The sequence below is a fragment of the Pseudonocardia sp. WMMC193 genome, assembly GCF_021728735.1.
In the GTDB taxonomy this organism is placed as follows: domain Bacteria; phylum Actinomycetota; class Actinomycetes; order Mycobacteriales; family Pseudonocardiaceae; genus Pseudonocardia; species Pseudonocardia oroxyli.
The window spans coordinates 3193841-3207964 of record NZ_JAKKDO010000003.1; the positions used below are offsets into that span (position 1 = coordinate 3193841).

General features: G+C 73.9%; 12 protein-coding genes. 1 reads left to right on the top strand and 11 read right to left on the bottom strand.

Annotated elements, in window-relative coordinates; genetic code table 11:
* The first annotated feature begins 66 nt into the window (after positions 1-66).
* Positions 67-750: a TetR/AcrR family transcriptional regulator gene (locus tag L3X23_RS16560; RefSeq protein ID WP_237193037.1), complete on the top strand. Its 684-nt coding sequence runs from the start codon at positions 67-69 to the stop codon at positions 748-750.
* A gap of 142 nt (positions 751-892) precedes the next feature.
* Here L3X23_RS16560 and L3X23_RS36200 read toward each other — a convergent pair whose 3' ends face one another.
* From L3X23_RS36200 to argS, 11 genes are all read right to left on the bottom strand, one after another.
* Positions 893-1783 (bottom strand): endonuclease domain-containing protein, encoded by an 891-nt coding sequence (locus L3X23_RS36200; protein ID WP_237193038.1) that lies wholly within the window; start codon positions 1781-1783, stop codon positions 893-895.
* Between the two features lie 185 nt (positions 1784-1968).
* Positions 1969-2628 (bottom strand): L-threonylcarbamoyladenylate synthase, encoded by a 660-nt coding sequence (locus L3X23_RS16570; RefSeq protein WP_237193039.1) that lies wholly within the window; start codon positions 2626-2628, stop codon positions 1969-1971.
* Positions 2629-2647: 19 nt separating this feature from the next.
* Entirely contained in the window at positions 2648-3508 is an 861-nt protein-coding gene (prmC, locus tag L3X23_RS16575) for a peptide chain release factor N(5)-glutamine methyltransferase (RefSeq protein ID WP_237193040.1), read from the bottom strand.
* 28 nt (positions 3509-3536) lie between these two features.
* Positions 3537-4628 (bottom strand): peptide chain release factor 1, encoded by a 1092-nt coding sequence (gene prfA, locus L3X23_RS16580; protein ID WP_237193041.1) that lies wholly within the window; start codon positions 4626-4628, stop codon positions 3537-3539.
* A gap of 112 nt (positions 4629-4740) precedes the next feature.
* The gene (gene rpmE / locus L3X23_RS16585) at positions 4741-4968 is read right to left on the bottom strand and encodes a 50S ribosomal protein L31 (protein ID WP_093082047.1); all 228 of its coding nucleotides are present in this window, start codon (positions 4966-4968) and stop codon (positions 4741-4743) included.
* 125 nt (positions 4969-5093) lie between these two features.
* A complete protein-coding gene (rho, locus tag L3X23_RS16590) occupies positions 5094-7262 on the bottom strand; it encodes a transcription termination factor Rho (protein ID WP_374204860.1) in 2169 nt (722 codons plus the stop codon).
* 297 nt (positions 7263-7559) lie between these two features.
* Positions 7560-8462 carry a homoserine kinase gene (thrB, locus tag L3X23_RS16595; protein WP_237193042.1) on the bottom strand — a complete coding sequence of 301 codons (903 nt, stop codon included), beginning with the start codon at positions 8460-8462 and terminating at the stop codon, positions 7560-7562.
* A complete protein-coding gene (thrC, locus tag L3X23_RS16600) occupies positions 8462-9478 on the bottom strand; it encodes a threonine synthase (protein WP_237198050.1) in 1017 nt (338 codons plus the stop codon). Before thrC ends, thrB begins: the two co-directional genes overlap by 1 nt.
* An 83-nt stretch (positions 9479-9561) precedes the next feature.
* Positions 9562-10929, bottom strand: coding sequence for a homoserine dehydrogenase (locus L3X23_RS16605; protein WP_093082064.1), 1368 nt, complete (start codon positions 10927-10929; stop codon positions 9562-9564).
* A 52-nt stretch (positions 10930-10981) separates the two neighbouring features.
* A complete protein-coding gene (gene lysA, locus L3X23_RS16610; protein ID WP_237193043.1) occupies positions 10982-12430 on the bottom strand; it encodes a diaminopimelate decarboxylase in 1449 nt (482 codons plus the stop codon).
* Complete coding sequence (gene argS / locus L3X23_RS16615; protein ID WP_237193044.1) at positions 12427-14070, bottom strand: arginine--tRNA ligase; 1644 nt, start codon at positions 14068-14070, stop codon at positions 12427-12429. The genes lysA and argS overlap by 4 nt, the downstream gene beginning before the upstream one ends.
* Positions 14071-14124: the final 54 nt, after the last annotated feature.

Sequence of the window (14124 nt, forward strand, 5' to 3'; positions counted from 1 at the left end):
CGGGTTCGCCCGGATCCCATGCCGGATCGGTGCTCACATCCATGTTCAGTGCTCTACTGTGGTGCGGTGAGTTCTCCACGGTCCGCACCCCGCACCGCCCGCGCCCGAGTGCGGGCCCAGCTCACCGCCGAGATCGTCGAGGTCGCCCGGGCCCACCTCGCCACCGCGGGGGCCGCCCAGCTCTCGCTGCGCGCCGTGGCCCGTGAGCTGGGCATGGTCTCCTCCGCGGTCTACCGGTACTTCCCGTCGCGGGACGACCTGCTGACCGCGTTGATCATCGAGGGGTACGACGCGCTGGGGGCGGCCGTCGAGGCGGCGGCCGGGGACTCGCTCCTGCAGCGGTGGCTGGCGGCCTGCGCCGCGGCCCGGGAGTGGGCTCTGGCACACCCCCACGAGTACGCCCTGCTCTACGGCTCCCCCGTCCCCGGCTACCAGGCCCCTCAGGACACGATCGCCCCCGCGGGACGGGTGGCCCTGGTCCTGGCGGGGATCGTGCGGGACGGGATCGCCGCGGGCGAGATCGCCGTGCCCGAGGAGTCCGCCCCGGTCAGCCGGGAGATGCTCGACGCGGTGGACCTTCCGGAAGGGCTCGGCGGGCGCCTGGTGCAGGCCTGGAGCAGCCTCTTCGGCGCCATCAGCTTCGAGCTCTTCGGCCACACCCACAACGTGGTGGAGGACCACGAACAGCACTTCACCCAGGTGGCGACCCGCCTGGCGGCAGGGGTGGGCATCACACCCCCCTCGTTGTGATCAACAGGCGCTGAGGGTCGAGAACCGCACCCGGATCGACCCGGAGCACCTTCTCGACCCCGACGCCCATGATCAACAGACGCTGAAGGCTCGGCTCCGACGTCGGCGACACCCGTTCCCGTGATCAACAGGCGCTGGGGGCTCAACCGCGCCTCGCCAGGCGCTCGGCCACGATCAACGCGGTCCGCTCCCGCACCTGCTGTTCCACCGCCTCGATCATCCGGTCGCGGCGGAGCCAGACGTCGACCGCCTGGAATCGCATCACGTGCCGGCCGAGGGCGCCGATCCGGATGTCGCGCTCGCGGTCGAGCGCGTCGTCGTGCTGCGCGCCGTCGTACTCGACCGCCAACCGAGCCTGCGGGAACGCCAGGTCGACGCGGGCGACGAAGCCCCCGAACGCGTTCCGCAGCTCGTACTGGACCTCGGGCCGGAACCCGGCGAGCACCAACGCCAGCCGCATCCGGGTCTCCATCGGCGACTCCGACCGCGGATCGGCGAGCACGACCACCTCGTCGAGCCGCAGGCTGTTCCGCGCGCCGCGCTCCCGCATCCGACGGTCGAGGAGGGTGAACGGGTCGAACCGCGGCGGCGCCCCCGGCGTCGGTACCCGCGCGAGCGCGTCCACGGCGACGACCGCCTCGGGTAGTGGCAGCGATCGCCCGAGGTCCCACGCCGTGCGGAACCGGGTCGTGACGCGGACCCCGCCCACGGAGACGGTCTCGTCGGTCGGGCCCTGGTGCGCGACGAGTCCCGGCTGCGCCGCCAGGTGGGTCGGCGCCAGCACCTCGACCGGCGCGCCGCTCGGTTCGCACGAGGCACCGAAGGCGTCGGCCGCCGAGTAGCCCGCCAGCACCCCGCCCCGCGGCTCGACGAACCGGTACGCCGCGAGCGAGCGCACCCGGAACGTCGGTTCCAGGTCCGCAGGCAGGTAGACGTCCGGGAAGATCCGCACGAATCGGCGGCTGCGGAGCACGCCGCGGGTGAGCAGCCCCGCACGCAGGGCGTCGGAACCGCGGAACGGGCCGGTGAGCACCTCCGCAGCGTGACCCGACGACGGCCTCCCCCGTGGCGAAACGGCGAAACCCGTCGACGATGACGACCCTCAGCGCCTGATGATCAGGCCGTGTGGAGTCGAGAAGGCGCTCACGGCTCGTCCCTCACCCCGACTCGACCCTCACCGCCTGTTGATCAGGGCTCCGGGGGGGGGGACGCGAGTGCTCAGCCCATCGGGACCTCGTGGCCCACGACCTCGCTCACCATCGCCCGCGTGATCTCGCCCTCGCGCAGGATCCGCGGGGCCTTTCCCGTCAGGTCGACGATGGTGCTCGCCACCGGGGCGCCGCTCGGGCCGCCGTCGAGGTACACCGCCACCGAGTCCGCCAGCTGGTCGATCGCCTCGCCCGCGTTGCTCGCCGGGGGGCGGCCGGAGATGTTCGCGCTGCTCACCGCCATGGGCCCCACGTCGCGCAGCAGCTCCAGCGCGACCGGGTGCAGCGGCATCCGGAGCATCACGGTGCCCTTCGTGGAGCCCAGGTCCCAGGCCAGCGACGGGGCGTGGGGCAACACGATGGACAGGCCGCCGGGCCAGAACGCCTCGATCAGGGCCCGCGCGGTCGCGGGGACGCCCAGCACCAGGCCGTCGATCGTCGACCAGGAGCCGACGAGCACCGGCACGGGCATGTCCGGCCCGCGGTGCTTCGCCGCGAGCAGCGACTTCACGGCGGTGGCGGAGAAGGCGTCGCAGCCGAGCCCGTAGACCGTGTCCGTCGGCAGGACGACGAGTCTCCCGGAGCGGACGGCCTGTGCGGCGGCGGTGAGGCCCGCGGCCCGGGCGTCGGGATCGGAGCAGTCGTAGACGGGTGCGGCCGGAGCAGTCACGACCGCACCCTACGACCGGTCAGGCGGGCCGGGTCCGGCGGGCCGTCGCGAAGCGGGGGCGGCCTGCCAGGTCGGTGTGCGCCTCGACGTCCGTGAGGACCTTCCGGCGACGGAGGAGGGCGGGGACGGCGTCGGCGTGGGTGTCGTCGTGCTCGATCGCCAGCCCGCCGCCGTAGCGCAGCAGTGTCGCCGCGGTGCTGATCACGGCCGGGACCAGCGCCAACCCGTCCGGTCCGCCGAACACCGCGACGGCCGGGTCCCACCGCGCCACCTCGGGCGGGACGGGCGTGCCGTCGGGGACGTACGGCGGGTTGCAGACCACCAGGTCGACGCGGGCCTCGAGCTCGGGCAGCAGGTCCGGCCGTCGGACGTCGTCGGCGTGCAGGACCACCCGGTCGCCGTGCGCCGCGATGTTCCGGCGGGCCCAGGTCAGCGCCGCGGGGTCCAGCTCGACGGCGTGGACGACGGCGTCCGGGCGGGCGGCGGCGAAGGCCAGCGCGAGCGCGGCCGACCCGGTGCACAGGTCCACGACCACGGGGTTCTCGCGCCCCGCGAGCTCCTTGAGCCCCCATTCCAGGAGCAGCTCGGTCTCCGGGCGCGGCGTGAACACCCCCGGCCCGACGGCGACCTCCACCGGCCCGAGCACGGCGGTCCCGAGCACGTGCTGGAGCGGTTCCCGGGTGGCGCGCCGGGCGACGAGCTCCCGCAACGCCGTGACCTGCGCGGTGTCGACGAGCGGGCGCAGCACCAGCTGCGACCGCGGCACCCCGACGACGTGCGCGGCGAGGAACTCGGCCTCCACCCGCGCCGACTCCACCCCGGCCGCCGCGAGCGCGCGCTCCGCCTCCGCCACCGCGACCCGCAGGGGCAGACGGCTCACGTGCACACCACGCGGAGGACTCGCGGACTCACGGGGCGGACTCGGCCGCGGCGAGCGACTCGGCGCGTTCGGCCGTCTGGAGGGCCGCGACGACGTCGTCCAGCTCGCCGTCGAGCACGGTGGCGAGGTTGTGGGCCTTGTAGCCCACCCGGTGATCGGAGATCCGGTTCTCCGGGAAGTTGTAGGTGCGGATCCGCTCCGAGCGGTCCACGGTCCTGACCTGCGACTTCCGCTCCGCCGACGCGGCGGCGGCCTGCTCGGCCTCGTGCAGCGCCTGCAGCCGGGAGCGCAGCACCTCCATCGCGCGGGCCTTGTTCTGCAGCTGCGACCGCTCGTTCTGGCAGCTCGCCACGAGCCCGGTGGGGAGGTGGGTGATCCGGACGGCCGAGTCGGTGGTGTTGACCGACTGGCCGCCGTGTCCGGAGGAGCGGTAGACGTCGACGCGCAGGTCGTTCTCGTCGATCTCGATCTCCGCGTCCTCCCCCGTGTCCGGGTAGACGAGGACGCCCGCGGCCGAGGTGTGGATGCGGCCCTGCGACTCGGTGACCGGGACCCGCTGCACGCGGTGGACCCCGCCCTCGAACTTCAGGGCCGACCACACACCGTCCGGCGTGGGCGCGCGGGACTTCAGCAGCAGGGTGATGTCCTTGAACCCGCCGAGGTCGGAGTCGACGGCGTCGAGGACCTCGACCTTCCAGCCGCGGCGCTCGGCGAACCGCGTGTACATGCGCACGAGATCGCCCGCGAACAGGGCGGACTCCTCGCCGCCCTCCCCGGACTTGACCTCCATGACGACGTCGTCCCCATCGTGCGGGTCGCGCGGCACGAGCAGCTCGGCGAGCCGGGACTCCAGCTCGGGGACGGCGGCGGCCAGCGCCGCGGCCTCCTCGGCGAACGCCGGGTCCTCGGCCGCCAGCTCGCGGGCGGCGGCGAGATCGGACCGGGCGGTGGCCAGCTCGCGCGCGACGGCGACGGTCGGGCCGAGCTCGGCGTAGCGGCGGCCGAGCTTGCGGGCCAGGGCGGGGTCCGCGTGCACCGACGGGTCCGCGAGCCGCGTCTCCAGTTCGGCGTACTCGTCGACGAGCGACTCCACGCCCGCCGGGCTGCTGCTCACCGCCATCGCCTGCTCCGTTCTCGTGGTGCTGTGGACTCCTGCGCCGGATACCGGGGACGCAGGGCCCGGCATGCGAACGGCGCCCACCCCCAGCAGGGGGCGGGCGCCGTCGGGGCTGCTACTTGGCCGCGGCCTTGCCCGCGCGCTTGCCGTAGCGCGCCTCGAAGCGCGCGACCCGGCCGCCGGAGTCCAGGATCCGCTGCTTGCCCGTGTAGAACGGGTGGCACGCCGAGCAGGTCTCGACCGTGAGGGCCGAACCGCTGTGGGTGCTGCGGGTGGTGAAGCTGTTGCCGCAGGAACAGGTGACCTGGGTCTCCGTGTACTGCGGGTGAATGCCCTCGCGCATGGATCTCTCCTTCTCCGACTGTGCCGCCGGGTCCCGCGATGGCGGGTGAACCGGAGCAGTGACATGCCATTGAACCACCCGACCCCGGCGGGGATTCCCACCGGGGCCGGGTCGGCTCGGACGGGTCAGTCCTCGTTGTCGCCGAACTTCCCCGGGGTGGTCTTCTGCACCTGCATCAGGAACTCGATGTTGGTGCGGGTCTTGCGCAGCTGCCCGAGCACCAGCTCGATGGCCTGCTGGTGGTCCAGCGCGGCCAGCACCCGGCGGAGCTTGACGCTGACCGCGAACTCGTCCGCGGACATCAGCAGCTCCTCCTTGCGGGTGCTCGACGCGTCGACGTCCACCGCCGGGAACAGGCGCTTGTCCGCGAGCTTGCGGTCCAGCTTCAGCTCGGCGTTGCCGGTGCCCTTGAACTCCTCGAAGATCACCGTGTCCATCGTCGACCCGGTCTCGACCAGGGCCGTGGCGAAGATGGTGAGCGAGCCACCGTCCTCGATGTTCCGCGCCGCGCCGAGGAAGCGCTTCGGCGGGTACAGGGCGGTCGAGTCGACACCACCGGACAGGATCCGGCCGCTCGCGGGCGCGGCCAGGTTGTAGGCCCGGCCAAGGCGGGTGATCGAGTCCAGCAGCACGACGACGTCGTGCCCCATCTCGACGAGCCGCTTGGCCCGCTCGATGGCCAGCTCGGCCACGGCGGTGTGGTCCGACGGCGGGCGGTCGAAGGTCGAGGCGATGACCTCGCCCTTCACCGACCGCTGCATGTCGGTGACCTCCTCCGGACGCTCGTCGACGAGGACGACCATGAGGTGGCACTCGGGGTTGTTCGTGGTGATGGCGTTCGCGATGGCCTGCAGCACCATCGTCTTGCCCGCCTTGGGCGGCGACACGATGAGCGCGCGCTGCCCCTTGCCGACGGGCATGACCAGGTCGATCACCCGGGTGATGAGCTTCGACGGCTCGGTCTCCAGGCGCAGCCGCTCGTTCGGGTAGAGCGGGGTGAGCTTGGTGAACTCGGGCCGGGACTTGGAGATCTCCGGGTCCCGCCCGTTGATCGCGTCGATGCGCACCAGCGGGTTGAACTTCTGCCGCTGCTGCTCGCCCTCGCGGGGCTGGCGGACCGCACCGGTGATCGCGTCGCCGCGGCGCAGGCCGTACTTGCGGACCATCGACAGCGACACGTAGACGTCGTTCGGGCCGGACAGGTAGCCGGTGGTCCGGACGAACGCGTAGTTGTCCAGGATGTCGACGATCCCGGCGACCGGGAGCAACACGTCGTCGTCTCGCACCTCGGTGTCCACGGCGCGCTCGCGCTCGCCGCCGCGCGGGGCGTCCCGGTCGCGGCCCCGACGGCGGTCGCGGTAGCGGCGCCCGCGGCGGCCGCGGCCGTCGCCGTCCTCGTCGTCGTCCTCGTCGAGGCGCGCCGGGCCCCGGGTGTCGACGGGGGCGGTGCGGTCGTTGCGGTCCGGCCGGTCGTTGCGGTCCGGCCGGTCGTTGCGGTCGTTCCGCTCGGGACGGTCGTTCCGCTCGTTGCGGTTGCGGCCCCGGTTGCGGTTGCGGCCGCCCCCGTCACCGTCCGACGGGCCGACGGACGCGGCGACCGCGTCCAGCGTGTCGGACTGCTCGGGGGTGCGCTCGCGACGGCGGGTCTGCCTGCGGCGGCCCTCACCCTCGCCGGACCCCTCCCCGGAGTCCCCCTCGGACTCGGCGGCCGCATACCCGTTGACCTGGCCGTTCACGGCAGGCGCGGGGGTCGCGGCAGGGGTGTCCGCGGCCGGGGCCTCCGGCGCGCCCGCGGGCCGCGAGGCGGTCCGGCGGCGCCGGGCGGGCTTCTCCGGCGCGCTCTCCGCAGCCGGGGTCTCGGCCACCGGGGCGGACTGGGCTTCGGCCGGAGCCGCAGCCTCGGCCGGGGTGTCCTCGACGGGCTTGGCCGGGCGCCGGGTGGTCCGGCGGGGAGCCGGGGCCGAGTCGGACGCCGCATCGCCCGCCGAGGTGGACGCCGAGGTGGACGCCGAGCTGGACGCCGAGGCGTCCGCCGCGTCCAGCGGGAGCTGGTCGGCGTCCGCGACCTTCTTCGAGGTCCGCTTGGCGGGAGCGGCGGAACCCGCGCCCTGCTTCTCCTTGATGGCGGCGATGAGATCGCCCTTCCGCTTCCCCGCGATGTCGGGGATGTTCAGCTCGCCGGCGAGCTGCCGCAGGTCGGCGAGGACCATTCCGGACAGACCGCCGCGCTTGCGGGGTGCCGCCGGATCGGTGCCGGACTCGGCGGGGGTGCTGACGAGATCGGTCTCGCTCACGAATTTCCTTCCTGACCGGCCTGCAGATTTCAGGCCAGCGGATTCCACACGTCCGACATGCGCCGGACCACGACGCCAGGCGGCATCGACAGCCGCCGAGACGAGTGCAGGGGCGGCGACCAGTGCGACGGTCGCGGGGAAGAGGCCGCTCGGTCCGGACCGGATCCGACCACATGGGCTGCAGTGAAAGGGTTCCGGCTCGAGAGGCCACGCTGATGACGCGTGGATCGCCGTGCGAGGCCGAGGGTATCCGGTCCCGAGATGCAGGGCAACAACACCCGGGGCGTGTCGGACGTCTCAGCCGATCTCGACCTGCGCGCCGACCGTGTCGACGGGCAGCGGCAGCACCGCGAACCCCGTGGTGTCCACTCCCGCCGGGAGCGTCCCGTCCGAGGTCAGGGCCAGGACGGTGGGTCCGGCGCCGGAGATCGTGGCGGGCACCCCGCTCGCCCGGAGCGCGTCGACGAGGTCGGCGGACTCGGGGTAGGCGGGGCGGCGGTAGCCCTGGTGCAGGCGGTCCTCCGTGGCCGCCATCAGCAGCTCCGGCGCCGTGGTGAACGCCAGCACCGACAACGCGGTGCGGCTCCCGGTGAACGCCGCGTCCGCCAGCGGCACGACCTCGGGCAGCAGCCCGCGGGTCGTCTTCGTGGAGGACTCCACCCCTGCGACGAGCGCGACCGGCGCGATGCCGGCGTGCACGTCCCGCCGTACAGCGTGGAAGCGCGCCGCGGTATTCCCCGGCGTCTCCCAGGCGATCACGAACCCGCCCAGCAGGGAGGCCGCCGCGTTGTCCGCGTGCCCCTCCATACCGGCCGTGACCTGCAGCAACGCGTCCTGTTCGAGGGCCACGTCCCGCCCGGTGAGCACGCAGGCCGCGACCGCGCCCGCCACCGCGGCGGCCGCGGAGCTGCCGAGCCCGCGAGAGTGCGGGATCGCGTTCGCGCACTGCAGCCGCAGCCCCGGCGGCTCCTCGCCGAAGGTCGCGAAGGCGTGGTGCATCGCGCGCACGACGAGATGCGTCTCGTCGCACGGGACCTGCGCCGCGCCCTCACCGGAGACCTCGACCGAGACGCCGGAGGACGTCGTCGACACGACCACGTCGTCGTAGAGCGCCAGGGCCAGCCCGAGCGAGTCGAACCCCGGGCCCAGGTTGGCCGACGACGCGGGCACCCGCACCCGGACCTCGCTCGGGCGCCCCATCAGGCCAGCTCCAGGGCCGCCGCGACGGCGGACGGGTCGATCGGGACCACCTCCGGGGCGGGCGCGGTGGCCAGCACGGAGTCCGGGTCCTTGAGCCCGTTGCCGGTGACGGTGCACACGACCGTCTGCCCGCGGTCGAGCTTGCCCTCGGCGGCGGTCTTCAGCAGCCCGGCCACGCTCGCCGCGGACGCGGGCTCGACGAACACGGCCTCGCGGGTGGACAGCAGCCGGTGCGCGGCGAGGATCTCCTCGTCGGTGACCGCCGCGAACAGCCCGTTCGACTCCTCGCGGGCCGCCTGCGCACCGTTCCAGGACGCCGGGGCGCCGATCCGGATCGCGGTGGCGATGGTCTCGGGGTTCTTCACCGGGGCGCCGTGGACCAGCGGCGCCGCGCCCGCGGCCTGGAACCCGAACATCCGCGGCAGCGCCGGGATCAGCCCGTCGTCGGCGTACGCGCGGTAGCCCTTCCAGTACGCGGTGATGTTGCCCGCGTTCCCGACCGGCAGGCAGTGCACGTCCGGGGCCCGGCCGAGCGCGTCGCAGATCTCGTAGGCGGCGCTGGCCTGGCCCGCGATCCGGGTTGGGTTCACCGAGTTGACCAGCGCGATCGCCGGGTAGTCCGCGGTGGTCTTGCGGGCCAGCTCGAGGCAGTCGTCGAAGTTGCCGTCGATCTGCAGGATGCGGGCGCCGTGCGCCACGGCCTGCGCCATCTTGCCCAGGGCGATCTTGCCGCGCGGGACCAGCACCGCCGACGTCATGCGGGCGCGGGCGGCGTACGCGGCGGCCGCGGCCGACGTGTTCCCGGTCGACGCGCACAGCACGCTCTTCTTGCCCTCGGCCAGCGCCGCCGTGACGGCCATGGTCATCCCGCGGTCCTTGAAGGAGCCGGTGGGGTTGGCGCCGTCGACCTTGAGGTAGACCTCGCAGCCCACCCGCTCGGAGAGCACCGGGGCCGGGAGCAGCGGCGTGCCGCCCTCGCCGAGGGTCACGATCTCCCAGTCCGGCCCGACGGGCATCCGGTCCCGATAGGCGTTGATCACACCCGGCCAGGGGGCCAGCGCGACAGGCACAGCATCTCCGATCTCCACCGATTACTCGCTCAGCCGGCCACGCCGAGGGTCGAGACCGGACGGCCCAGCCCCTCGACGCGCAGCACACTCTCGACCCCGAGCACGACGTCCAGCTCCGCGAGGGCCTCCACGGTCGCGTGCAGCGCCGAGTCCGGGGCCCCGTGCGTCACGACGACGAGGCGCGCGTTCCCGTCGGCGGAGGCCGGTCCGTCCTCGCCGCCGCCCGTCTGCCGCACCGCCGCGATGCTGACCCCGCGCCGCGCGAACTCCCCGGCGACCGCGGACAGCACGCCCGCGCGGTCCGCGACCTCGAGCGAGACGTGGTAGCGGGTGGGCACGTCTCCCATCGGCCGCACCGGCAGGCGGGCGTACGAGGACTCGCGCGGGCCGCGGCCCCCGCCCACCCGGTTGCGCGCGACGGCGACCAGGTCACCCAGGATCGCGCTGGCGGTCGGCGCGCCACCCGCGCCCTGGCCGTAGAACATGAGCTGACCTGCGGCGTCCGCCTCGACGAACACCGCGTTGAACGCCCCGTCGACGCCCGCCAGCGGGTGCGCCTTCGGGATCATCGCCGGGTAGACCCGGGCGGACACCGACTCCGACGCGTCGGCGGCACCCGGCACGCGCTCGCAGATCGCGAGCAGCTTGATGACGCAGCCGAGCCCGTCCGCGGCGGCGATGTCCGCGGCGGTGACCCGGCGGATGCCCTCGCAGTGCACGTCCGCCGCGGTGACCCGGGTGTGGAACGCGATGGTGGCCAGGATCGCGGCCTTGGAGGCGGCGTCGTACCCGTCGACGTCCGCGGTGGGGTCCGCCTCCGCGTACCCGAGGCGGGTGGCCTCCTCCAGGGCGTCCGCGTAGCCGGCGCCGGACTCCGCCATGGCGGAGAGGATGAAGTTGGTGGTGCCGTTGACGATCCCCGCGACCCGGGTGATCCGGTCGCCCGCCAGGGACTCGCGCAGCGGGCGCAGCAGCGGGATCGCGCCCGCGACGGAGGCCTCGTAGTAGAGGTCGACGCCCGCGGCGTCCGCGGCCTCGGCGAGCACGGCCCCGTCCTCGGCCAGCAGCGCCTTGTTCGCGGTCACCACCGACTTGCCGGACTTGATCGCGTCGAGCAGCAGGGTGCGTGCGGGCTCGATCCCGCCGACCACCTCGACCACGACGTCGACGTCCTCCCGCGCGACGAGCGCGGCGGCGTCGGTGGTCAGCAGGTCCTGCCGCACGCCGGGGTGGCGGTGCGGGCGGCGCACGGCGATGCCGGCGATCTCGACCGGGGCCCCGACGCGGGCGGCGAGGTCCGCCGCCTGGTCCTCCAACAGCCGGACCACCTCGGTGCCCACCGTGCCGCAGCCCAGCAGCGCGACGCGGACGGGACTGCCGGGCCTGTGCTCACTCACCGTCGGATCATCCCTGTTCGCGCCGCGTCCGGACAGGCGGGGGTGCCCACACTCACGAGGTCACCTCGAGCCGGAACTGGTCGTCCTCGGTCTCCCGGCGCAGGACGACCCGCGCCGCACCGTCCCGCACGGCGACGACGGCCGGTCGCGGCAGGCGGTTGTACGAGCTGGCCATGGAGTAGCAGTAGGCGCCCGTCGCGGCCACGGCGAGCAGGTCGCCCGGCGCGAGGTCGGCGGGCAGCCAGCAGTCCCGCACCACGATGTCCCCGGACTCGCAGTGCTTGCCGACCACCCGGGAGAGCAGCGGCGTGGGGTCCACGGTGTCGATCGACGACGCCCGGGACACCAGCCTGCAGTCGTACTGTGCGTCGTAGAGGGCGGTGCGGATGTTGTCGCTCATCCCGCCGTCGACGCTCACGTACCGTCGGGACCCGACGCCGAGGGCGACGTCCTTGAGCGTGCCCACCTCGTAGAGGGTGATCCCGCCCGGCCCGGCGATGGCCCGCCCGGGCTCGACGGCGAGGTCCGGCACGTCCAGCTCGGCCGCGTGGCACTCCCGCTTGACGATCGCGCGCAGCTCCTCGGCCAGCGCCGGGATCGACAGCGGGGCCTCGTCGGGCCGGTAGGCGATGCCCACTCCCCCGCCGAGGTCGAGGGTCCGCAGGTGCTCGAGCCCGCCGTCCTCGCCGTGCTCGCGGTGCAGCCGCGCCAGCAGCCGGACGACGCGGTGCGCGGCGACCTCGAAGCCCTCGGTGTCGAAGATCTGCGAGCCGATGTGGCTGTGCAGGCCGACGAGCCGCAGGTTCGGTGCCTTGAGCACCCGACGGGCCGCCTCGGCGGCCGGGCTGTCCCCGTCCCCGGCGATCGAGAACCCGAACTTCTGGTCCTCGTGCGCGGTCGCGATGAACTCGTGGGTGTGCGCCTCGACCCCGACGGTCACCCGGATCATCACGTCCTGGGTGCGGCCGAGGTCGGCCGCGACCGCGTCGAGCCGGGTGATCTCGTGGAAGGAGTCCAGGACCACGCGACCCACGCCCGCGGACACCGCCTGCTCGAGCTCGGGCACCGACTTGTTGTTGCCGTGCAAGGCGATCCGCTCGGCCGGGAACCCCGCCCGCAGGGCCACGGCGAGCTCGCCGCCGCTGCAGACGTCCAGGCTCAGGCCCTCCTCCGCCACCCACTTCGCGATCTCCACGGAGAGGAAGGCCTTCGCCGCGTAGTGCACGTGGTCCGCGCCGAAGGCGGCGGCGAACTCCGCCGCGCGGGACCGGAAGTCCTCCTCGTCCACGACGAACAGGGGCGTGCCGAACCGCTCGGCCAGCTCGGTGACCGGGACGCCGGCGACGGCGAGCACCCCCCGGTCGTCCCGACCCGCGTTCCGGGGCCAGACGGCGGGGGCGAGGTGGTCCAGCTCGGCCGCGGACCCCGGGCGGGGGCCCGCGGTCTCGGGCGGTGCGGAGATCCCGCCGTGCAGCGGCCCGGCCGGGTGCGCCCTGGTCACATCCGCTCCGGTGCGCTCACGCCGAGGAGGCCGAGGCCGTTCTCGAACACCTGCCGGGTGGCCACGCACAGCGCCAGCCGGGCCCGGTGCAGCTCGGTGATCTCCTCGTCGCCCATCGGCAGGACGCGGCAGGAGTCGTAGAACTTGTGGTACGCGCTGGCCAGGGACTCGAGGAAGCGGGCGACCCGGTGCGGCTCGCGCAGCTCGGCCGCGGACTTCACGACGTCCGGGAACTCCCCGAGCGTGCGGATCAGGTCGCCCTCGCGCGGGTGCTCCAGCAGCCCGTACGCGGTGCCCGGCGTGAGCCCGACGTCCGCCGCGTTGCGGGCCAGGGACGCCAGCCGCGCGTGCGCGTACTGGACGTAGAACACGGGGTTGTCGTTGCTGCGCTTGACCAGCAGGTCCAGGTCGATGTCCAGGGAGGAGTCGACCGACGACCGGATCAGCGAGTACCGCGCCGCGTCCACGCCCACGGCCTCGACCAGGTCGTTCATCGTGACGACGGTCCCGGCCCGCTTGCTCATCCGGACCGGCTTGCCGTCCTTCACCAGGTTGACCAGCTGCCCGATCAGCACCTCGACCACGGCCGGGTCGTCCCCGAACGCCGCGGCGGCCGCCTTGAGCCGGGCCACGTAGCCGTGGTGGTCGGCACCGAGCATGTAGATGGCCAGGTCGAAGCCGCGGGCCCGCTTGTCCCGCAGGTAGGCGAGGTCGCCCGCGATGTAGGCCGGGCGCCCGTCGGACTTGATGACGACCCGGTCCTTGTCGTCCCCGTAGTCCTTGCTGCGCAGCCACCAGGCGCCGTCCGCCTCGTAGAGGGCGCCGGAGTCCTTCAGCTGCTGCACCACCGCGTCGACCGCGCCGGACTCGTGCAGCGAGTTCTCGTGGAACCAGACGTCGAAGTCCGTGCCGAAGTCGTGCAGGTCCTTCTTGATCTCGTCGAACATGAACCCGACGCCGACCCGCCGGAAGATCTCGTCCTGGTCCGGGGCGCCGAGCGCGGCGGGCTCGGCCGCCACCACCCGCGCGGCGATGTCCGCGATGTAGGCGCCGCCGTAGCCGTCCTCCGGCGCGGGCTCGCCCTTCGCCGCGGCGACCAGCGAGTTCACGAACCGGTCGATCTGCGCGCCCGCGTCGTTGAAGTAGTACTCGCGGGTGACCTTCGCGCCCCGCGCGGTGAGCACCCGGCCCAGCGCGTCCCCGACGGCGGCCCACCGGGTGCCCCCCAGGTGCAGCGGGCCGGTGGGGTTGGCGGAGACGAACTCCAGGTTCACGTTCCGGGCGGAGAGCTCGTCCCCCTGGCCATAGGCGGCGCCCGCGGCGAGGACCTCCCCGACGAGCGCACCCTGCGCGTCGGCGGCCAGCCGCAGGTTGAGGAAGCCGGGCCCGGCGATCTCGGCGCTCGCCACGCCGTCCGCCCTGGTCAGCTCCTCGGCCAGCCAGCCCGCGAGCTCGCGCGGGTTCACGCCCGCCTTCTTCGCGGTGCGCATCGCGACGTTCGTGGCGTAGTCGCCGTGCTCCGGGTTGCGCGGTCGCTCGACGCCGATGTCGGCGGGGAGGGCGGCGATGTCCAGCCCTCGGGCCGTCAGGACCGCCGTGGCGGTGGTCCGGACCAGGTCGGCGAGCACGTCGGGAGTCACGTTCCGAGTCTAGGAGAGCCCCTCAACCGGTTCTCAGGTGGCGCTCCTAGACTC

Coding starts and splice junctions, on each gene's coding strand:
- prfA (WP_237193041.1), bottom strand. CDS start 4,628: ATGGCGGTGAGCAGCAGCCCGGCGGGCGTGGAGTCGCTCGTCGACGAG.
- rpmE (WP_093082047.1), bottom strand. CDS start 4,968: ATGCGCGAGGGCATTCACCCGCAGTACACGGAGACCCAGGTCACCTGT.
- thrC (WP_237198050.1), bottom strand. CDS start 9,478: ATGCCCGTCGGGCCGGACTGGGAGATCGTGACCCTCGGCGAGGGCGGC.
- thrB (WP_237193042.1), bottom strand. CDS start 8,462: ATGGGGCGCCCGAGCGAGGTCCGGGTGCGGGTGCCCGCGTCGTCGGCC.